Below are 20,075 nucleotides of genomic sequence, written 5' to 3'. Positions count from 1 at the left end.
GATTGCCGACGGGTTCAGAACCTGCCGCCCCCGCCCCTGCGCCCCCGCGTGCCGCCGCCGCCGAAGCTGCCGGGACCACCGCCTCCGTAGCCACCGCCGCCGAAACCGCCCCCTCCGTAGCCGCCGCCTCGGCGGCCGCCCCCTCCGAAGAGCTCGCCCAGGATGATCCCGCCGAGCACCGCGCCGCCCACGCCGCCGCCCCGGCCGCCGGCCCCGCCCGAGCCGCCTCCGTAAGAGCCGCCGTAGGGATTGCCGTAGGGGTTGCCGTAGCCCCGCACGTCGCGCTCGGCGAGCTGCTGCGCCTGCCGGGCAAGACCGTCCGCCCGCTGGGCCGCGGCGAGCGCGGCGGTGGCGTTCTCGTCCTGGCCGGCCTCCGCCTCGGCGAGATGCCGTGCCGCCTCCGCGAGGCGGGTCCTCGCCTCGCTGCCGACGGCGCCGCGGTGCGTGGTGACGAAGTCCGTCGCCGCCCCGACGGCGCTGCGCGCGGTGAGCAGCGCCTGGGAGAGCAGGGTCCGGGAGCGGCGGTCGGTGACCTCGCGCTCACGGGCCCCCGCGAGCGCCTCGTCGAGTGCGGTGTCGGCCTCCTCGACGCGGCGCAGGGCGTCGATCGGGTCGTGGGGCCCCGCGGACATCCGGCCGCGCACGTCCGCGGCGACCGACTCCGCGCGGGCCACGCGGCCCCGCAGATCCGCTGTGGAGACCCCTTCCCCGGTGCCGGCCAGGAGGCCGCGCGCGTCGGCGAGGTCCGCCTCGGACTCCGCGAGGGCGCCGGGCAGCTTCTCGGCCGCCAGCGCGAGCTCGTCGGCCAGCCGGCCGACGGCATCCACGAACGTACCGGCCTGGTCCACGGCCCCCTCGGCGGCCCGCAGGTGGACGGCGGCCGCGCCGTTCTCGCCGCCCTCGACGCTCTGCCGGGCCTGCGCGAGCTGGGTGGCGGCGAAGGCCAGACGGTCCTTGGCCTGCTCGACGTGGCCGAGCACGGCGGCGGAGGCGGTCGCCGCGTACTTCCGGCGGAGGTCTTCGAGCGTGTCCTTCGCGGCGCCGGTACGCTCCTCGACCTGCCGGAAGGCCCTCTCCGCGTGCTCCAAGGCCTGCGGGGCGTTCTTCTCCAGGGCGCGCAGCTCGTCGAAGCCCGCGGTCTCGGCGTCCAGCCTGCGGCCCGCCTCCGTGCAGCGCGCGACGATCTCGTCCAGCATGCGGCGCCTGGTGGGGTCGTCCTCCGGGTGGGCGTCGTCGAGCTCCTGGCGCAGCCGGAACGCCGCGGTCAGCTCGGCCTGCGCGTACGCGAGGGCCGCACCGAAGGGCTTGGCCGCCTCCTCACCGAACTGCGCGGTGGCGAAGCCGAGCTCTTCGGTGCTGGTGCGGATCGCGTCGTCGGTCTCGACGAGAAGGAGCTGGCTCTGCTTCTCGAGCTCGGAGAGCGACGCGAGCTCCTTGCCCTTGTCGCGGGGCCCGCCCCCGCCAGGCGTGGTGCGGGTGGTGGCGCGCTTCCTGCGCCGCTTGTACGCGACCGTGGCCGCGATCCCGGCCGCGCAGGCCGCCGCGACGGGCAGCACGAGGTCGCCGGTCGTGGAGCCGGCGCCGCCCGGGTCGGCCGTGCCCGGTGTGACCGAAGGGGTGGGCACGGGTCGCCCCGCGAGCACCGCGCGGTAGCCCTCCGCCGCGCCGATGGCCGCCCCGGCCCAGTCGTTCTCGCGCAGGGCGGGCCGGATCGCGGTGGTCGCCACGTCCTGGAGCTGCGCGTCGGTGAGCCGCGAAGCCTCGTCCACGGAGTACGCGAACTGGCGGTCGTGCGTGGCCACGGCGAGCAGTACGTCATCGAGCCCGAGGCCGTTGCGGTCGGCGGTGGCGTCGGCCCAGCTCTGCGGGGAGCGGCCGGAGAAGTCACGTACGTAAACGACGAAGAGCTGCACGCCACGGTCGTCATAGAGCCGGTCCAGGGCCTGCTCGGCCGCGTCCTCACGCCCTTCGAGCGCGTTCGTACGGTCGGTGAGCTGACCCGTGCGGGAGAGCGTGACCGGGTCTTCGGCGAGCGCGGGCGACGGACTCAGCAAAGAGAACCAGCCGAGCAGCACGGCCACCGCGGCCGCTGCTGCCCGCACGGCCATCGGCGAGGGCGGCATCACATTTCGGAGCGTATGGGCGCATCACCCCCACCGCGACCCGGAAGCCGCCGCCGCCCTCCGCCCCGAGCCGGTCAACGCCCCCACACCAGCACCCCCGGCCCGTCCGCACGCCCCGGTACGTCACCCCTGGTCCGCCGCCTACTCCCCCTGCCGTCGCCGGATCTTGTTGCCCAGCCACACCAGCGGGTCGTACTTGCGGTCAACGGCGCGTTCCTTCAGGGGGATGAGCGCGTTGTCCGTGATCTTGATGCCCTCGGGGCACACCTCCGTGCAGCACTTGGTGATGTTGCAGTAGCCGAGGCCGTGGTCCTCCTGTGCGGTTCGTTTCCGGTCGAGGCCGGAGTCGGCCGCCGCGTCCAGCGGGTGCATGTCCAGTTCGGCGACGCGCATCAGGAAGCGGGGGCCCGCGAAGGCCTCCTTGTTCTCCTCGTGGTCGCGCACCACGTGGCACGTGTCCTGGCACAGGAAGCACTCGATGCACTTGCGGAACTCCTGTGGGCGGTCCACGTCCGTCTGCTGCATGCGGTACTCGCCGGGGCCGAGACCCGGGGGCGGCACGAAGGCCGGGACCTCGCGCGCCTTCGTGTAGTTGAAGCCGACGTCCGTCACCAGGTCGCGCACCACGGGGAAGGCGCGCAGCGGCGTCACCGTGATGACCTCGTCGCGGCCGAAGACCGACATGCGCGTCATGCACAGCAGCCGGGGCCTGCCGTTGATCTCCGCGGAGCACGAACCGCACTTGCCCGCCTTGCAGTTCCAGCGCACCGCGAGATCGGGTGCCTGGGTGGCCTGGAGCCGGTGGATGATGTCGAGGACGACCTCGCCCTCGTTGACCTCGACCTTGAAGTCCTCCAGGCCGCCGCCGCCGAGATCCCCGCGCCAGACCTTGAATCGCGCGTCGTACGAACTCACTCGTACAGCTCCTCTTCCGTCAGGTACTTGACCAGCTCCTCCTTCTCGAAGAGGGCGAGCAGGTCCGGGCGGATCGGTTCGGTGGACTCGCGGACGAGGTCGATCTGGCCGCGTACGGGATCGGTGGCCGCCAACCCGTCGCTCGGATCGGCCAGTCGGCAGAGCAGGTTGGCGCGGCGCCACTCGCGGTTCATCGTCGGGTGGTCCTCGCGGGTGTGGCCGCCGCGGCTCTCCGTGCGCTCCAGGGCGGCCCGCGCGACGCACTCGCTGACCAGGAGCATGTTCCGCAGGTCGAGGGCGAGGTGCCAGCCCGGGTTGAACTGGCGGTGGCCCTCGACGCCGGCCCGCCGTGCCCGCACCCGGAGTTCGGCGAGCTTCTCCAGGGCCTGCTCCATCTCCGCCTCCCGGCGGATGATGCCGACCAGGTCGTTCATGGTCTGCTGGAGCTCCTGATGGAGGGTGTACGGATTCTCAGGGGTCGCCCCGTCCTCCAGGCCCTCGGCGCTGAACGGCCGCAGCGCCTCCGCGGCCGCCGTGTCGATCTGCACCTCGTCCACCTCGGGCCGGACGGCGAGCCCCGCGGCGTACCGGGCCGCGTGCAGCCCGGCGCGCCGCCCGAAGACGAGCAGGTCGGAGAGCGAGTTGCCGCCGAGCCGGTTGGAGCCGTGCATGCCGCCCGCGACCTCACCCGCGGCGTAGAGCCCCGTCACCCGGCGCGCCGCCGCGGTGTCGGAGTCGACCGCGATGCCGCCCATCACGTAGTGACAGGTCGGCCCGACCTCCATGGCCTCCGCGGTGATGTCGACGTCAGCGAGCTCCTTGAACTGGTGGTACATGGACGGCAGCCGGCGCTTGATGACCTCGGCGGGCATGCGCGTCGACACGTCGAGGAAGACCCCGCCGTGCGGCGAGCCGCGGCCCGCCTTGACCTCGGAGTTGATGGCCCGGGCCACCTCGTCGCGGGGCAGCAGTTCGGGAGGACGGCGGTTGTGGTCCGGGTCCTCGTACCAGCGGTCGCCCTCCTCCTCCGACTGCGCGTACTTCTCCTTGAAGACGTCGGGAACGTAGTCGAACATGAACCGCTTGCCCTCGGAGTTCCTGAGCACCCCGCCGTCACCGCGCACGGACTCGGTGACGAGGATGCCCTTGACCGACGGCGGCCAGACCATGCCGGTCGGATGGAACTGCACGAACTCCATGTTGAGCAGCGGCGCCCCGGCGAGCAGCGCGAGCGCGTGCCCGTCACCCGTGTACTCCCACGAGTTCGACGTCACCTTGAAGGACTTGCCGATGCCGCCCGTCGCGAGGACCACGCTCGGCGCCTCGAGGACGAAGAAGCGGCCGGACTCGCGGTCGTAGCAGAAGGCGCCGCTGACCCGGCCGCCCTCACCGAAGCCCGCGCCCTCGTCCTTGAGCACCCGCGTGACCGTGCACTCCTGGAAGACCTTCAACCGGGCCTCGTAGTCCCCGTGTTCGCGGAAGTCCTCCTGCTGGAGGGAGACGATCTTCTGCTGGAGCGTGCGGATCAGTTCGAGGCCGGTGCGGTCGCCCACATGCGCGAGCCGCGGGTACTCGTGGCCGCCGAAGTTGCGCTGCGAGATGCGGCCGTCCGGCGTGCGGTCGAACAGGGCGCCCCAGGTCTCCAGCTCCCACACGCGGTCCGGCGCCTCGCGCGCGTGCAGCTCGGCCATGCGCCACTGGTTGAGGAACTTGCCGCCGCGCAGGGTGTCGCGGAAGTGGACCTGCCAGTTGTCGCCGGAGTTCACATTGCCCATGGACGCGGCGATGCCGCCCTCGGCCATCACCGTGTGGGCCTTGCCGAACAGCGACTTGCAGATCACGGCCGTGCGGGCGCCCTGCTCGCGCGCCTCGATCGCGGCCCGCAGCCCCGCGCCCCCGGCCCCCACCACGACGACGTCCCACTGCTGCCGTTCCACTTGTGACATCAGAAGGTCCTGTCCGTTAGAAGAAGCGCGGATCGTCGAAGGCACCGCTTGCGACCAGGTAGACGTAGAGGTCGGCGAGCGCCACGCTCGCCAACGACGTCCACGCGAGCAGCATGTGACGGTCCGTCAGCTTGCCCGTCCACTGCCACAGGCGGTACCGCACCGGATGCTTGGAGAAGTGCTTGAGCCTGCCGCCGATGACGTGCCGGCAGGAGTGGCAGGAGAGGGTGTAGATCCAGATCAGTACGACGTTGACGAGCAGGACGAGCGTGCCGAGCCCCATGTGGCCCCACTCGTAGTGCTCGTCGCGGAAGGCGAGGACGGTGTCGTACGTGAGGATGCCCGCGACCGGCACGGCGGCGTAGAAGAAGTACCGGTGGATGTTCTGCAGGATCAGCGGGAAGCGCGTCTCGCCCGTGTACTTCTTGTGCGGCTCGGCGACGGCGCAGGCGGGCGGTGACGCCCAGAAGCCGCGGTAGTAGGCCTTGCGGTAGTAGTAGCAGGTCAGCCGGAAGCCCAGCGGGAAGATCAGGATGAGCACCGAGGGGGACAGGCCCCACCAGCTGCCGAAGATCTCCCAGTTGGGTCCCGAGCGCATCGGCTCGCAGTTCTCGGCCAGGCACGGCGAGTAGAACGGCGAGACGTAGGGCGCCGCGTAGTAGTCGGCGTTCGCGAAGGCCCGCCAGGTCGAGTAGACGATGAAGGCGAGCAGCCCCGCGACGGATCCCGCGGGCGCCAGCCACCAGCGGTCGGTCCGCAGATGGGCAGCGGTGATCGCGGCGCGCGTACCGTCACGTACGCCGCCGCCGGGGGCCGGTCCGCTCTTCGGTTGGGGTTCCGTGCCGGTGGCCAACGAGGCTCCACTCCTTCGTCCTCGGGTCGGGGAGGCTCTGCGAGTGCGTGCTTGTCCGCGTGTGTGCGGCGTACGGCGTACGGCGTACGGCGTGCGGCGTACGGATCAGGGCGCGTGGCGGTCGCGGCCACCGAGGCCCTCGTCGTCGAGGTCTCCGGTGTTCGTCCACAGCGAGCTGTCGTACGGCGTATCGGGAATGGTCACGAAGTCGGGAGCGGGCGGCTCGGGGCGGGGCGAGGGCGGCGGCGAGGCCGCGGCGCGCAGCAGGGCCACGCTCTCGCGCAGATGGTCGGTGTCCGTACGCACCCGGCGTACGTCGACCCCCGCTATCTCGGTGCCGGCCTGCTGTTCCAGTCGGCCGACGGTCCGGACGAGGTCGTCCACGCATCGTTGAACAGCCGTCAATTCGTCGTGCAGAGCCATTACTTGCCCTCACTTCGGGGGTGCGGTGGCAACGCTCATGCGCCTGCGAGTGTCGCGCCTCACATCCCGGCTTGTGAAGAGATCTGCACCGATTGCCGGATCAGGAGGCGTGAATGCGCCGGATCACGCGCCGTCCCGCCCGTTGGGCCGCACGAGTGGGATATGAGCGCCACCGCGTCGTGTCGCCCCCGGGGCGCACGTCCCGTCACCTTCAGTGGGGCCATAGATGTGATCAGCTCCATATACCGCCAAACGTGATCAAACCCGGCCCGGTCCTGGTAGCGGGCGGCCGGGCGAGCCCCGGACCCCGGAGGTACCAGTCATGTCCCACGACCGCGCCAGAGTCAGATCTGTCGTGTTCCTCGCGACGGGGGTGCTGGCTCTGCCCGCCCTCGCCGGCTGCAGCTCGAACGACGAGGCCGGCCGGCCGACCGCGGGCCAGGACATCGCTCCCGCCGCCAGGGACCTGGTCGCCGACGGAGGGGCCATGAACTGGGCGGTCGACGCCCGCCCCGAGACGTTCAACACCTTCCAGGCCGACGCCGACGAGGCCACCGCACGGGTCGCCGGCGCGGTCCTGCCGTCCCTCTTCCGCCTCGACGCGCAGGGCAGGGCACAGCGCAACGCCGACTTCCTCGAATCGGCGGAGGTCGTCGAACGCGAGCCCCAGCAGGTCGTCCTGTACAAGCTGAACCAGCAGGCGGTCTGGAGCGACGGCCGGGAGATCGGCGCCGACGACTTCCTCGCCCAGTGGCGGGCCCTGTCCGGAAAGGACACCGCGTACTGGACGGCGCGCAACGCCGGCTACGACCGCATCGCGAAGATCGAGCGCGGCGCGAACAACCTGGAGGTGCGGGTCACCTTCGCCAAGCCGTACGCCGACTGGCGCTCCCTCTTCTCGCCGCTGTATCCGAAGCAGGTCATGGGCACCCCTGACTCCTTCAACGACGGCGCGCGCCGCAAGCTGAAGGTGACGGCGGGCCCCTTCGCGCTCGGGGCCGTCGACCGCAAGGCCGGTGACGTCACGCTGGAGCGCAATCCGCGCTGGTGGGGCCGCCCGGCCAAGCTCGACAGGATCGTGCTGCGCGAGGTGGCCCGCGCCGAGCGGACCGAGGCGCTCACCAAGGGCAAGGTCGACCTCGCCACGATCGACTCGGCGGAGGCCGGGCGGATCACCCGGGCCGCCCGGGAGGAGGGGGCAGGGGGCCCGTCGGCCCACGGCCCCGGCGCCGGGCTCACCCCCGGCAAGGCGCTGCGCTCCTGGGCGGTCGCCCACGGCTCCGACGAGGAGGCGGCCGACGCGGAGATCGAGGCCCGCGCCAGGACCGCCAAGGCGGTCAAGGAGTACGCCACCGAACAGGCGGGCCTGCGCGGCTACGTGGTCCGCAAGTCCCTGGAGCCGGCCTACACCCAGCTCGCGCTGAACGGCTCCGAGGGCCCGCTCGCGGACGACCGGGTGCGCCGCGCGGTCGCCCGCGCCCTGGACCGCAAGGAGCTGGCGAAGACCGTCCTCAAGCCGCTCGGCCTGCCCGCCGTGCCGGTCGGCAGCCACCTCGCCCTCGCGGGGCAGCAGGCGTACGCGGACAACAGTGGGGCCCTCGGCGAGCAGGACACCGCCGAGGCGCGGGCGCTGCTCGCGGACGCCGGCTGGACCCCGGGCGCCCTGCTCAAGGGCAAGAAGGACGAGACGGAGAAGGAGAAGGGCGAGAAGGGGGAGAAGGCGGCGGGCGGCGAGGCCGACGAGAAGGACGCCAAGAAGGCGGAGAAGGCCGACAAGGGCGACAAGGGGGCGAAGCCGGAGAAGGGGGAGAAGGGGAAGGCCGAGTCCTCGGACGACGGCACCTACATCGTCGGCGAGGAGGACGGCAAGCCCAGCGAGAACGGCACCTCCGTGCTCGCCCCCGCCCCCGCGGCGGCCTACCAGCGGGCCGTCCTGAACCGCCAGGCCGACGTCGTCGCCCTGCCCCGCGAGGCCGACAAGGAGAAGAAGCGGGAACCGGGCGACCACTCCAGGCAGCACGCCAAGGGCGGCGCCCCCGGCGCGTACGCCCCGAAGGGCACCGCCGCGCCCAAGGGGGCGGCGAAGGCCGCGGCCGGCCCGCTGGCCAAGGACGGCAAGCCCCTCACCCTCCGCTTCGTGCTGCCCTCAGGGGAGGGCTCGGAGTCGCTGCGCGCGGTGGCCGACCGGATCTCCCGGATGCTGCAGAAGATCGGCGTCCGCACGGAGACGGCGAAGGTCGCCGACGACAGCTACTTCAAGGACCACATCGCGTCCGGCCAGTACGACCTGGCCCTGTACTCGTGGCCCGCGTCCGCCTTCCCCGCCACCGACGCCCGCCCGATCTTCGCCAAGCCGGTGCCCGCCGCGGACGGCTCGCTGAACGTCGAGCAGAACTACACGCGCGTCGGCACGGACCACATCGACCAGCTCTTCGAGCAGGCCGTCGGCGAGCTGGACGAGGACGAGGCGCGCTCCCTGGTCAGGAAGGCGGACGCCCGCATCTGGGCCGAGGCGGGCTCCATCCCCCTCTACCAGCGCCCCCAGCTGCTGGCCGCCCGCCCGAACCTCGCGAACGCCGGAGCGTTCGGCTTCCAGGCCCCGCACTACGAGGACATCGGCTTCCTCAAGCCGGGCGCGAAGGCCTCCGCGCCGCCGTCCAAGAAGTAACGGCTCAGATTACGCTCAACTCTCTTGCCCGCCGGCCACCCCGGCGGGCAAGCTCGTTCTACCCATTGACCTGCAGTTTCCCCAGAGTTCCCAAGGCTTTCCCCACCCCTGCCAAGCCCCCGCGGAGGCTGCCTCCGCGAGGGACACGTAGACTGGGGTGAGGCCGTGGCGTGTCCAGCCCGGCAGGGTTCGCGTACTTCAGAGGTGCGTGTGACCATCCACTCACTCCAGGAGTACGCCGCACTATGGCCACGCGCCACGACATCCGTAACGTCGCCATCGTCGCTCACGTCGACCACGGCAAGACGACCATCGTCGACGCCATGCTCAAGCAGGCCGGTTCCTTCGCCGCGCACGCCGCAGAGTCCCTCGACGACCGCATGATGGACTCGAACGACCTGGAGCGTGAGAAGGGCATCACGATCCTCGCCAAGAACACGGCGGTGAAGTATCACCCCAAGGACGGCGGGGACCCGATCACGATCAACATCATCGACACCCCCGGCCACGCCGACTTCGGTGGCGAGGTCGAGCGCGGCCTGTCGATGGTGGACGCGGTCGTCCTGCTGGTCGACGCCTCCGAGGGCCCGCTCCCGCAGACCCGCTTCGTGCTGCGCAAGGCGCTGCAGCAGCGGCTGCCCGTGATCCTCTGCATCAACAAGACGGACCGCCCCGACTCCCGGATCGACGAGGTCGTCAACGAGACGTACGACCTCTTCCTCGACCTGGACGCGGACGAGGACCAGATCGAGTTCCCGATCGTCTACGCCTGTGGCCGTGACGGCGTCGCCTCGCTGACCAAGCCGGAGGACGGCACGGTCCCGGCGGACTCCACCAACCTGGAGCCGTTCTTCTCCACGATCCTGGAGCACGTCCCGGCCCCGACGTACGACGAGAGCGCCCCGCTCCAGGCGCACGTCACCAACCTGGACGCCGACAACTTCCTCGGCCGCATCGCGCTGCTCCGCGTCGAGCAGGGCGAGCTGCGCAAGGGCCAGACGGTCGCGTGGATCAAGCGCGACGGCACCATCTCGAACGTCCGCATCACCGAGCTGATGATGACCGAGGCGCTCACCCGCAAGCCGGCCGAGATGGCGGGCCCGGGTGACATCTGCGCGGTCGCCGGTATCCCCGACATCATGATCGGCGAGACCCTGGCCGACCCGGAGAACCCGATCGCGCTGCCGCTGATCACGGTCGACGAGCCGGCGATCTCCATGACCATCGGTACGAACACCTCGCCGCTGGTCGGCCGCGGCGGCACCGGCAAGGGCGCGGACGCCAAGTCCGCGGTCAAGGACCGCAAGGTCACCGCCCGCCAGGTCAAGGACCGCCTGGAGCGCGAGCTGATCGGTAACGTCTCGCTGCGCGTCCTCGACACCGAGCGCCCCGACGCCTGGGAGGTGCAGGGCCGCGGTGAGCTGGCGCTCGCCATCCTGGTCGAGCAGATGCGCCGCGAGGGCTTCGAGATGACCATCGGCAAGCCGCAGGTGGTCACCCGGCAGATCGACGGCAAGACCCACGAGCCGGTCGAGCGCATGACGATCGACGTGCCCGAGGAGCACATGGGCGCCGTCACGCAGCTCATGGGCGTCCGCAAGGGCCGCATGGACAACATGTCGAACCACGGCTCCGGCTGGGTCCGTCTGGAGTTCGTCGTGCCGTCCCGCGGCCTCATCGGCTTCCGTACGGAGTTCCTGACGCAGACCCGCGGCACGGGCATCGCGCACTCCATCCACGAGGGCCACGAGCCGTGGTTCGGCGAGCTGAAGACCCGTAACAACGGCTCTCTGGTCGCCGACCGCGCCGGCGCCGTCACCGCCTTCGCGATGACGAACCTCCAGGAGCGCGGCGTGCTGTTCACCGAGCCCGGCACCGAGGTGTACGAGGGCATGATCGTCGGCGAGAACTCCCGCGCCGACGACATGGACGTGAACATCACCAAGGAGAAGAAGCTCACCAACATGCGCTCCGCCTCCGCCGACTCCTTCGAGGCGATCGTGCCGCCGCGCAAGCTGTCGCTCGAGCAGTCCCTGGAGTTCTGCCGCGACGACGAGTGCGTCGAGGTGACCCCGGAGGCCGTGCGTATCCGCAAGGTCGTCCTGGACCAGAAGGAGCGCGGCCGCTCGGCGTCCCGCGCCAAGCACAGCTGACCCGCTGACGTAGGCGGTTGGCGGCACACAGCCGCTCACGAGGCCGATTTTCGCCGCTCCCGAGGGAGTTGGGCGGAAGTCGGCCTCGTGCGTTTCCGCTGACGGGTACGGTGTGGCCGATGCCGAGCGAGGGTCTCCCGGCAACCGGTTTTTGACCACGGAGCGTCCGCTATTCGGACGTCACTGACCGTTAGATGTGTAACACGTCCGTTTCGCAACCATCTATCTCGGATCGGTTTGTCCGGATTTTGGAAGTTGTACGTGCCAGGTGTGATTGAACCGAGACCAAAAGAGTGTGGTCGACCGGTACCGCATGGCTAATAGTTGACCGCGTATAGCTCGGGTCAATGGGTCACGCGCTGTGGGGAGCGCCGACTCACGAGCACACTGGGGTACTCGATCTTCGCCGTCAGGGGTGTCGGCGCGGTTGCACGTACCCCCTCTTGTAGTGAACAAGTGGACTCATGAGGAGGAACCCCATGCGTGGTGCCAAGAGCGCCAAGTGGGTCGCGATAGCCGGTGTTGTGGCGCTGACCGCCACCGCTTGTGGCGGCGGCGACAGTGACAGCAATGGCAGCGGAAAGGTCGACCCCAAGGGGATCGTCAGCTACGCCAATGGTGAGCCGCAGAACGCTCTGCAGCCGTCCAACACCATGGAGGCGTACGGCAGCGTCGTCATCGACTCGCTCTTCACGGGCCTGGTCCACTACGACAAGCAGGGCGAGATCACCTACGAGAACGCCGAGTCGGTCACCCCCGACAAGGCGAACAAGGTGTGGACCGTCAAGCTGAAGCCGGGCTGGAAGTTCCACAACGGCGAGGCCGTCACCGCCAAGTCGTACGTGGACGCCTGGAACTGGGCCGCCGACCCCGCCAACGCCCAGCAGAACAGCTCCTGGTACCGCGACATCGTCGGTTACGAGGACGTGCACCCGGAGAAGGGCAAGGCCAAGAAGAAGGCCATGTCCGGCCTGAAGGTCGTCGACGAGAACACCTTCACCATCACGCTGAAGAACGGCATCCCGTACTACGCGTACAAGCTGGTCTACAAGCCCTTCTTCCCGCTGCCCTCGGCCGCCCTGAAGGACCCGAAGAAGTACGGCGAGGCGCCGGTCGGCAACGGCCCCTACAAGTTCAAGAGCTGGGAGCACAAGAAGTCGATCCAGGTCACCGCCTGGTCCGGCTACAAGGGCGAGGACAAGCCCAAGAACGGCGGCATCAACTTCAAGGCGTACACGACGCCGCAGGCCGCGTACAACGACCTGCGCTCGGACAACGTCGACACGATGCCGCTGATCCCGGACAGCGAGCTCGCCAACTTCAAGCAGGACTTCGGCGACCGCGCCATCGAGCAGGACTTCTCGGCGATCAACACGGTCAACCCGGCGTTCTACAGCAAGACGTTCAAGGACATGGACGTCAAGGTCATCCAGGGCCTGTCGATGGCCATCGACCGCGAGACGATCGCCAAGCAGACGTTCGCCGGTACGCGTGAGCCCGCCAGCGGCTGGGTCGCCAAGGGCGTCAAGGGCTACAAGGCCGGCGCCTGTGGCGAGTACTGCAAGTTCAACCCGAAGAAAGCCAAGCAGTTCGTCAAGGACGGCGGCGGCGTTCCGGGCAACAAGCTCTCCATCCAGTACAACGCCGACCAGCCGCACGAGGGCTGGGTCACGGCGGTGTGCAACAGCATCACCAAGTCGACCGGCGTGAAGTGCGTCGGCGACCCGAAGACCGACTTCCAGGCCGACACCGAGGTGCGGGACAAGAAGCAGGTCAAGGCCATGTACCGGTCGGGCTGGGTGCTCGACTACCCGTTCAACGGCAACTTCCTCGCCGACCTCTACGGCACCGGCGTCGACGGCAACAAGGGCGGCTTCTCGGACAAGAAGTTCGACGCGCTGACCAAGAAGGCCGACGCGGCGAAGACGATCGACGAGTCCGCGAAGCTGTACCAGGAGGCCGAGAAGGAGCTGCAGAACAGCTTCCCGGGCATCCCGCTCTGGTACAACAAGACGCTCTCCGCGCACTCCAAGAACGTGAAGAACGTCGTCTTCGACCAGGCGGGCGACCCCATCCTGGCCGACATCGAGGTCTTCGAGAAGTAGTCGACGGAGGTCCGCTCCCGAAGCGACGCCCGGTCACCCCGGGCGTCGCTTCGGGCGGCTCCGGATTGGACGGAGGCACCAATGGGGCGCTACGTCGCGCGGCGACTGCTCCAGATGATCCCGGTCTTCATCGGGACAACCCTGCTTATCTTCCTCATGGTCAACGTGCTCCCCGGTGACCCCGTACGGGCGCTCTGGGGCGACAAGCCGCCGGACCCCGCACAGGTGGCGCAGCTGAAGCACGACCGTGGGCTGGACCTGCCGCTGTGGGAGCAGTATCTGCACTACATGCGCGGTCTGCTGCAGGGCGATTTCGGTAACACCATCGCGGGCAACCGGCCCGTGCTCGACGAGATTTCGCAGGCCTTCCCGGTCTCCATGAGGCTGGCCTCGATGGCCTGGACGTTCGAGCTCATCGTGGGCATCACCCTCGGTGTCCTGGCCGGTGTACGTCGTGGACGGTTCGTCGACAACACGGTGACGCTGTTCACTCTGCTGGTGATCTCCGTCCCGATCTTCGTGATCGGCCTGCTCTGCCAGCTGTTCTTCGGCAACGAACTGGGCTGGATCACACCAACGGTTCAGGACTCCGAGAACATGGGCCAGCTGATGGTGCCGGCCATCGTGCTCGGCATGGTCGGCCTCGCCTATGTGGCCCGCCTGACCAGGACGTCCATCGCCGAGAACCGGTCCGCCGACTACATGCGGACCGCGGTGGCCAAGGGCCTGCCGCGCCAGCGCATCGTCACCCGGCACCTGCTGCGCAACTCGCTGATCCCGGTCGTCACCTACCTCGGTACGGACATCGGCACCCTGATGGGCGGCGCGGTCATCACCGAGGGCATCTTCAACGTGACGGGTGTCGGCAACCTGCTGTTCACGGCGCTCGCCCACCGAGAGGGCTCGGTCATCGTCGGTGTCGTCACCGTCCTGGTGCTCGTGTACCTCGCAGCCAGCCTGATCGTCGACCTGCTTTACGCGGTCCTGGACCCGAGGATCCGTTATGCCTGACCTCACCAAGACCTCGACCACGGACGAGAAGGCCGCGGCCCAGGACGAAGTCGTGGCGGGTTCCGCGGTCTCCGCCACGCCGGCGCCGGGCAAGCCCCGCAGCCTCGGGGCGGACGCCTGGCGGGATCTGCGCCGCAATCCGCTCTTCATGGTCTCCGCGGTGCTGATCACGATTCTGCTCGTGGTGGCGGTCTTCCCGGGCCTGTTCACCAGCGTCGACCCGAAGAGCGCCGACCTGGCGAACGACTTCCTGAAGAAGCCCAACTACGGCCACCTCTTCCAGGCCGACTGGTTCGGATACGACCGGCAGGGCCGCAGCATCTACTCCCGCGTGGTCTACGGCACGCGCAACTCCATCACCGTCGGCCTCGGCGTGACCATCCTGGTCACCCTCTTCGGTGGTCTGATGGGCATGCTCGCCGGCTACTTCGGCGGCTTCTGGGACAGCCTCATCTCGCGTCTCACCGACGTGTTCTTCGGCATCCCGTTCCTGCTCGGCGCCATGGTCGTGCTGAACGCCTTCACCGACCGCACCGTGTGGGTCGTGATGGGCGCCCTGGCCTTCCTGGGCTGGACACAGATCACCCGTGTGATGCGCGGCGCGGTCATCACGACCAAGCACGCCGACTACGTGGTGGCGGCGCGGGCGCTCGGCGCCGGGACGAAGCGGATCCTGGTCCGCCACATCCTGCCGAACGCACTCGCTCCGGTGATCGTCGTGGCGACCATCTCGCTCGGCACGTACATCGTGGCGGAGTCGACGCTCTCGTATCTGGGTCTCGGCCTCGCCGACGACGCCATTTCCTGGGGCGGCGACATCTCCAAGGCGACGCAGGACATCCGGAACAACCCGCACACGCTGTTCTTCCCGGCAGGAATGCTGAGTATCACGGTGCTGGCGTTCATCATGATGGGTGACGCCGTACGCGAAGCCCTCGACCCGAAGCTGCGCTGAGGGAGGCGTACATGACCAGCATCGATCTCAAGACAGGCTCTCTCCCCGCCCCCCGCTCGGGCGAGGAGAAGAGCGGCCGCCTCCTCGACGTGCAGGACCTCCATGTCGAGTTCCACACCCGTGAGGGCGTGGTGAAGGCCGTCAACGGCGTCAACTACAGCGTGGACGCGGGTGAAACGCTCGCGGTCCTCGGCGAGTCGGGCTCCGGCAAGTCGGTGACGGCCCAGGCCATCATGGGCATCCTCGACATGCCGCCGGGCAAGATCCCGCAGGGCGAGATCCTCTTCCGCGGGCAGGACATGCTGAAGATGTCCGCCGAGGAGCGCCGGAAGATCCGCGGCCGGAAGATCGCGATGATCTTCCAGGACGCGCTGTCCTCGCTCAACCCGGTCCTCTCGGTGGGCTATCAGCTCGGCGAGATGTTCCGGGTGCACGAGGGCATGGGCCGCAAGGAAGCCAAGGCCAAGGCCATCGAGCTGATGGAGAAGGTCAAGATCCCGGCGGCCAAGGAGCGGGTGAACGACTATCCGCACCAGTTCTCCGGCGGGATGCGCCAGCGCATCATGATCGCGATGGCGCTCGCCCTGGAGCCGGATCTGATCATCGCGGACGAGCCGACCACGGCGCTGGATGTGACGGTGCAGGCCCAGGTGATGGACCTGCTCGCGGAGCTGCAGCGCGAGTACAACATGGGTCTGATCCTGATCACCCACGACCTGGGTGTCGTCGCCGATGTCGCGGACAAGATCGCGGTGATGTATGCGGGCCGGATCGTGGAGACGGCGCCGGTGCACGAGCTGTACAAGCGCCCCGCGCACCCCTACACCCGTGGCCTGCTGGACTCGATCCCGCGCCTGGACCAGAAGGGCCAGGAGCTCTACGCGATCAAGGGTCTGCCGCCCAACCTGCTGAAGATCCCCGGGGGGTGTGCGTTCAACCCGCGCTGTCCCAAGGCGCAGGACATCTGCCGCACGGAGATCCCGGCGCTGGTGCCGGTCACCGAGCAGGACGGCGCCCAGCTGCCGGGCCGCGGCAGCGCGTGCCATTTCTGGAAGGAGACGATCCATGGCTGAGCCGCTCAAGAAGTCCGGGGGGCCTCAGGACGAGACGCCGAACGTCTCCGCGGTGGAAACCGTCGAGGTGAGCTCCGCCGAGGAGGCCGTGGCGGCCATTGAGGCGCCGGTGGAGCGCGGTGAGCCGATTCTGCAGGTCCGCAATCTGGTCAAGCACTTCCCGCTGACCCAGGGCATCTTGATCAAGAAGCAGATCGGTGCGGTCAAGGCGGTCGACGGGATCTCCTTCGACCTGTACCAGGGCGAGACGCTGGGCATCGTGGGCGAGTCGGGGTGTGGCAAGTCCACGGTCGCCAAGCTGTTGATGACCCTGGAGCGGGCCACGGCCGGCGAGGTCTTCTACAAGGGCCAGGACATCACCAAGCTGTCCGGGCGGGCGCTGAAGGCGGTCCGCCGCAACATCCAGATGGTGTTCCAGGACCCCTACACCTCCCTGAACCCGCGGATGACGGTGGGCGACATCATCGGGGAGCCCTTCGAGATCCACCCCGAGGTGGCCCCGAAGGGCTCACGCCGCCAAAAGGTCCAGGACCTGCTGGACGTGGTGGGCCTGAACCCGGAGTACATCAACCGCTACCCGCACCAGTTCTCCGGCGGGCAGCGCCAGCGCATCGGCATCGCCCGCGGCCTGGCCCTGAACCCCGAGATCATCATCTGCGACGAGCCGGTCTCGGCCCTGGACGTCTCGGTCCAGGCCCAGGTCATCAACCTGATGGAGAAGCTCCAGGACGAGTTCAACCTCTCCTACCTCTTCATCGCGCACGACCTGTCCATCGTCCGGCACATCTCGGACCGGGTGGGCGTGATGTATCTCGGCAAGATGGCCGAGATCGGCTCGGACGAGCAGATCTACGAACACCCCACCCACCCCTACACCCAGGCCCTGCTCTCCGCGGTCCCCGTCCCGGACCCCGAGGCCCGCGAGGGCCGCGAGCGGATCATTCTGACGGGCGACGTGCCGTCCCCCGCGAACCCGCCCTCGGGCTGCCGCTTCCGCACCCGCTGCTGGAAGGCGGAGGACAAGTGCGCGAAGGAAGTCCCCCTGCTCGCGATCCCGGAGCGCTTCAAGGGCCAGGACACTCCGGCCGCCCATGAGTCGGCTTGCCACTTCGCGGAGGAGAAGAACGTCGTGCACGCGGCGTAATCGCTCGAGCATGGGCATGCCCCGCCGTGTACGAAACATGGCGGGGCATTCCCATAACCCCGGGGCGCGCCGGCTCCTACCGGTTGGGCTTGAGGTAGAACCAGAGCTTCGCCTTGGGGTGGCACCACGTGGGCTCGTTGGCGCCCGCGAGCTGGACGTGCAGCATGAAGTGCAAAGGCTTGTTCTTCGCGAACTTCACTGTCTTATTGATCTTGTACGTGCGCCACTCCTCCACACCCTTGGGGATGTACCACCCGTTCGCCTTGCGCCAGCGCTCGTGCTTGTAGCCGTCGTCCAGGTAGGCCGAGCCGACGTGCAGCTCGCGCTCGTTGTAGTAGCGGACGCGAATGCTCTTGATGCGCGCGGACTTCCGGGTCACCTTGCCGAGGTTCCAGACCACCTTTTCCATGGTGGAGGCGCCCGACTTGCACTCGCTCCAAGACTCCCTGTTGTAGCCGATGTTGGCCGAGTAGACCTTCTGGCTGCCGTTCTTGACCTTGGCCTTACTCGTCGTCGACTGAGGCATCTCGTCGCGGACGGACACGCCGTCGGCTGCCTTCTGTGGCTCTTCCGTGGCGGTCGCGGGGCCGGCGGCGGCCACTGTTCCGGCCAGTAGGGCCGCTGTGACCGTCAGGGCCGCAGTGGTGGGGGTGCGCATAAGTCAGCCACATCCTGTCGCTCATTGTGCGGAGTGATCAGCTTTCTGTGACCAACTTATGGATCCGTGGTATCTGAAGCTAGTGATTTGAGCGAGATATGAGGGTGTTTTGGCGCATGTGTCGCGGCGGGCCTGAGCGACGTGGAGCTGCACGCGAGGTTGGCGACGGACCGCTGTTGTGCGGGTCGGCTCGACGTGGCGCGCTCGGGGGAGGATCTACTTTGGCGAAGTTGTGAATCTGGTCCGCGTGCGCCCCGCTGTCGCGCCCCGAGCGCCTGGCCGCCCGGGACGTAGCGCGAGCACTTCTGTCGCTTGTCGCACCTCGCTTGTCACATGGGGAGTGACCGCAGTCGTACCGGCCCGTCGGGCCACCGCGCGTCCTCATGCAGGGGTGTCACCATCGTGCGTAGGGGCATGGTCACCACCCGGTCGCCGGGCTGTTCGACCTGTACCTCGGTGTCGAGTGCGTGCCAGCCCAGCTTCTCGTACAGGCTGACGAGCGGAGGGCGGCAGAAGAGCAGGGCGTGGGGTGGGCCCAGGGTGCGGGCGTGGGACAGGGCCGTCGTGAGGACCTCGCGAGCCAGGCCCCGGCCGCGTACGTCGGGGGCGACCGCCACGCCGCCGACCCCGATGACCTCCAGGTCGGTCCCGTCGACCGACAGGGGCAGGCGTCGCAGGCCCGCGTGGGCCACGAGTCGGCCCTCGTGACGTATGCCGAAGTGTTCCTCCTTCGGCAGCCAGGCCAGGCCGGTCTCAGCGACGCCGAAGGGGTCGTCGCCGGCGCCCAGGATCTCGTCCTGCTCGGTCCTCGTGTACTGGGCGAGCCGGACCGCGCCCGGCCGGTCGGACGTGTGGTGTGTGCTCATCTCCGCATGATCGCAGGCCCGGAACCGGCCCCGCCCCGCTCGGGTCAAGGGGGAGGGCGGGCCGGTTCCGGTGAGCGGGGCCCTGCCCGGAGGGGGAGGACTGTGGGCAGGGCCCCGGTCCGTTGAGTGCGGGGCGGTCAGAGCGACTTGCGGGCCGCGGGGACCGCAAGTTCCGTCGAGTCCTCCGGGTAGTGGCACGCCGTCAGGTGGCCTTCCCGGTTGCCGTCGATCTGGACCAGTGGCGGGTCCTCCGACGCGCACTTGTCCGTCGCCTTCCAGCAGCGAGTGCGGAAACGGCAGCCCGAGGGCGGGTTGACCGGGGAGGGGACGTCGCCCTTCAGCAGGATGCGCTCGCGGCGCGGCACGTCGTCCGCCGTCGCCTCCGGCACCGCCGACAGGAGCGCCTTCGTGTAGGGGTGGCGCGGGTTCCCGTACAGGCTCTCGCGGTCGGCGATCTCCACGATCCGGCCCAGGTACATGACCGCGACCCGCTGCGAGAAGTGGCGTACCACCGCCAGGTCGTGGGCGATGAAGAGGAACGCGATGCCCAGGTCCTTCTGGAGCTTCTGGAGCAGGTTCACCACCTGCGCCTGGATCGAGACGTCGAGCGCCGAGACCGGTTCGTCCGCGACGATCAGTTTGGGTTCGAGAGCGAGAGCCCGTGCCACGCCGATGCGCTGGCGCTGGCCGCCCGAGAACTCGTGCGGGAAGCGGTTGTAGTGCTCGGGGTTGAGGCCGACCGTTTCGAGGAGCTCGCGGACACGGGCTTCCCTGCCGCCCGCCGGGTTGATGTCGTTGACCTCCATCGGACCCGAGATGATCTTGCCGACCGTCTGGCGCGGGTTCAGCGACGCGTACGGGTCCTGGAAGATCATCTGGATCTCCGAGCGGACCGGCGCCAGCTGCTTGCGCGAGGCGTGCGTGATGTCCTGGCCGCGGTAGGAGATCTTTCCGCCGGTCGGCTCCAGGAGGCGCGTGATCAGGCGGCCCGTCGTCGACTTGCCGCAGCCGGACTCGCCGACCAGGCCCAGGCTCTCGCCCTCGCCGACGGTGAAGTCCAGGCCGTCCACCGCCTGCACGGCACCGATCTTCCGCTTGAACGGGAACCCGCCCATGACCGGGAAGTGTTTGGTCAGCCCGCTGACATCCAGGAGAGGAGTGGGAGTGGTGCTGCTCATCGTG

15 protein-coding genes are annotated in these 20,075 nt (G+C 69.1%); 7 read left to right on the top strand and 8 right to left on the bottom strand.

Annotated features, from left to right (window positions below):
• Positions 1–14: 14 nt before the first annotated feature.
• The 5 genes from ACZ7LU_RS14105 to ACZ7LU_RS14085 all read right to left on the bottom strand — a co-directional run bounded on the left by ACZ7LU_RS14105 (position 15) and on the right by ACZ7LU_RS14085 (position 6,260).
• Complete coding sequence (locus ACZ7LU_RS14105; RefSeq protein ID WP_471917073.1) at positions 15–2,123, bottom strand: TPM domain-containing protein; 2,109 nt, start codon at positions 2,121–2,123, stop codon at positions 15–17.
• Positions 2,124–2,264: 141 nt separating this feature from the next.
• On the bottom strand, positions 2,265–3,038 hold the full coding sequence (locus ACZ7LU_RS14100; RefSeq protein ID WP_470985422.1) for a succinate dehydrogenase/fumarate reductase iron-sulfur subunit: 774 nt from the start codon (positions 3,036–3,038) through the stop codon (positions 2,265–2,267).
• Positions 3,035–4,984 carry a fumarate reductase/succinate dehydrogenase flavoprotein subunit gene (locus ACZ7LU_RS14095; protein WP_398300798.1) on the bottom strand — a complete coding sequence of 650 codons (1,950 nt, stop codon included), beginning with the start codon at positions 4,982–4,984 and terminating at the stop codon, positions 3,035–3,037. Before ACZ7LU_RS14095 ends, ACZ7LU_RS14100 begins: the two co-directional genes overlap by 4 nt.
• A 16-nt stretch (positions 4,985–5,000) precedes the next feature.
• A complete protein-coding gene (locus tag ACZ7LU_RS14090) occupies positions 5,001–5,837 on the bottom strand; it encodes a hypothetical protein (RefSeq protein ID WP_471916802.1) in 837 nt (278 codons plus the stop codon).
• Positions 5,838–5,942: 105 nt separating this feature from the next.
• Positions 5,943–6,260 carry a hypothetical protein gene (locus tag ACZ7LU_RS14085; RefSeq protein ID WP_398300802.1) on the bottom strand — a complete coding sequence of 106 codons (318 nt, stop codon included), beginning with the start codon at positions 6,258–6,260 and terminating at the stop codon, positions 5,943–5,945.
• Positions 6,261–6,582: 322 nt separating this feature from the next.
• Between ACZ7LU_RS14085 and ACZ7LU_RS14080 the strand changes: the two genes are divergently transcribed.
• The 7 genes from ACZ7LU_RS14080 (at position 6,583) to ACZ7LU_RS14050 (ending at position 17,369) form a co-directional block, all read left to right on the top strand.
• The gene (locus ACZ7LU_RS14080) at positions 6,583–8,928 is read left to right on the top strand and encodes an ABC transporter family substrate-binding protein (protein ID WP_471916801.1); all 2,346 of its coding nucleotides are present in this window, start codon (positions 6,583–6,585) and stop codon (positions 8,926–8,928) included.
• A 245-nt stretch (positions 8,929–9,173) separates the two neighbouring features.
• A complete protein-coding gene (typA, locus tag ACZ7LU_RS14075; protein WP_398300806.1) occupies positions 9,174–11,081 on the top strand; it encodes a translational GTPase TypA in 1,908 nt (635 codons plus the stop codon).
• Positions 11,082–11,560: 479 nt separating this feature from the next.
• A complete protein-coding gene (locus ACZ7LU_RS14070) occupies positions 11,561–13,186 on the top strand; it encodes a peptide ABC transporter substrate-binding protein (RefSeq protein WP_468087519.1) in 1,626 nt (541 codons plus the stop codon).
• An 81-nt stretch (positions 13,187–13,267) separates the two neighbouring features.
• On the top strand, positions 13,268–14,197 hold the full coding sequence (locus ACZ7LU_RS14065; RefSeq protein ID WP_468087517.1) for an ABC transporter permease: 930 nt from the start codon (positions 13,268–13,270) through the stop codon (positions 14,195–14,197).
• Positions 14,190–15,152: an ABC transporter permease gene (locus ACZ7LU_RS14060; protein WP_468087515.1), complete on the top strand. Its 963-nt coding sequence runs from the start codon at positions 14,190–14,192 to the stop codon at positions 15,150–15,152. Before ACZ7LU_RS14065 ends, ACZ7LU_RS14060 begins: the two co-directional genes overlap by 8 nt.
• Before the next feature lie 11 nt (positions 15,153–15,163).
• Positions 15,164–16,225, top strand: a complete 1,062-nt coding sequence (locus ACZ7LU_RS14055) for an ABC transporter ATP-binding protein (RefSeq protein ID WP_471916800.1) — start codon at positions 15,164–15,166, stop codon at positions 16,223–16,225.
• Positions 16,218–17,369 carry an ABC transporter ATP-binding protein gene (locus ACZ7LU_RS14050; protein ID WP_471916799.1) on the top strand — a complete coding sequence of 384 codons (1,152 nt, stop codon included), beginning with the start codon at positions 16,218–16,220 and terminating at the stop codon, positions 17,367–17,369. Before ACZ7LU_RS14055 ends, ACZ7LU_RS14050 begins: the two co-directional genes overlap by 8 nt.
• Before the next feature lie 76 nt (positions 17,370–17,445).
• Here the strand turns inward: ACZ7LU_RS14050 and ACZ7LU_RS14045 are convergent, their stop codons facing one another.
• From ACZ7LU_RS14045 to ACZ7LU_RS14035, 3 genes are all read right to left on the bottom strand, one after another.
• Positions 17,446–18,027, bottom strand: coding sequence for a hypothetical protein (locus tag ACZ7LU_RS14045; RefSeq protein WP_468092126.1), 582 nt, complete (start codon positions 18,025–18,027; stop codon positions 17,446–17,448).
• Between the two features lie 329 nt (positions 18,028–18,356).
• Positions 18,357–18,893 (bottom strand): GNAT family N-acetyltransferase, encoded by a 537-nt coding sequence (locus ACZ7LU_RS14040; protein ID WP_471916798.1) that lies wholly within the window; start codon positions 18,891–18,893, stop codon positions 18,357–18,359.
• Positions 18,894–19,030: 137 nt separating this feature from the next.
• Positions 19,031–20,071 carry an ABC transporter ATP-binding protein gene (locus ACZ7LU_RS14035; protein WP_471916797.1) on the bottom strand — a complete coding sequence of 347 codons (1,041 nt, stop codon included), beginning with the start codon at positions 20,069–20,071 and terminating at the stop codon, positions 19,031–19,033.
• Between the last annotated feature and the right edge of the window lie 4 nt (positions 20,072–20,075).

This window comes from Streptomyces sp. NPDC039462 (assembly GCF_055639375.1).
The sequence above is the reverse complement of the archived record's forward strand: the minus strand, read 5'-3'. Positions and strand labels throughout refer to the sequence as shown.

What these genes read in the sequence shown, in the direction of transcription:
- ACZ7LU_RS14105 (WP_471917073.1), bottom strand. Translation starts at nt 2,123, where the DNA reads ATGCCGCCCTCGCCGATGGCCGTGCGGGCAGCAGCGGCCGCGGTGGCC.
- ACZ7LU_RS14095 (WP_398300798.1), bottom strand. Translation starts at nt 4,984, where the DNA reads ATGTCACAAGTGGAACGGCAGCAGTGGGACGTCGTCGTGGTGGGGGCC.
- ACZ7LU_RS14085 (WP_398300802.1), bottom strand. Translation starts at nt 6,260, where the DNA reads ATGGCTCTGCACGACGAATTGACGGCTGTTCAACGATGCGTGGACGAC.
- ACZ7LU_RS14080 (WP_471916801.1), top strand. Translation starts at nt 6,583, where the DNA reads ATGTCCCACGACCGCGCCAGAGTCAGATCTGTCGTGTTCCTCGCGACG.
- typA (WP_398300806.1), top strand. Translation starts at nt 9,174, where the DNA reads ATGGCCACGCGCCACGACATCCGTAACGTCGCCATCGTCGCTCACGTC.
- ACZ7LU_RS14070 (WP_468087519.1), top strand. Translation starts at nt 11,561, where the DNA reads ATGCGTGGTGCCAAGAGCGCCAAGTGGGTCGCGATAGCCGGTGTTGTG.
- ACZ7LU_RS14065 (WP_468087517.1), top strand. Translation starts at nt 13,268, where the DNA reads ATGGGGCGCTACGTCGCGCGGCGACTGCTCCAGATGATCCCGGTCTTC.
- ACZ7LU_RS14060 (WP_468087515.1), top strand. Translation starts at nt 14,190, where the DNA reads ATGCCTGACCTCACCAAGACCTCGACCACGGACGAGAAGGCCGCGGCC.
- ACZ7LU_RS14055 (WP_471916800.1), top strand. Translation starts at nt 15,164, where the DNA reads ATGACCAGCATCGATCTCAAGACAGGCTCTCTCCCCGCCCCCCGCTCG.
- ACZ7LU_RS14050 (WP_471916799.1), top strand. Translation starts at nt 16,218, where the DNA reads ATGGCTGAGCCGCTCAAGAAGTCCGGGGGGCCTCAGGACGAGACGCCG.
- ACZ7LU_RS14045 (WP_468092126.1), bottom strand. Translation starts at nt 18,027, where the DNA reads ATGCGCACCCCCACCACTGCGGCCCTGACGGTCACAGCGGCCCTACTG.
- ACZ7LU_RS14040 (WP_471916798.1), bottom strand. Translation starts at nt 18,893, where the DNA reads ATGAGCACACACCACACGTCCGACCGGCCGGGCGCGGTCCGGCTCGCC.
- ACZ7LU_RS14035 (WP_471916797.1), bottom strand. Translation starts at nt 20,071, where the DNA reads ATGAGCAGCACCACTCCCACTCCTCTCCTGGATGTCAGCGGGCTGACC.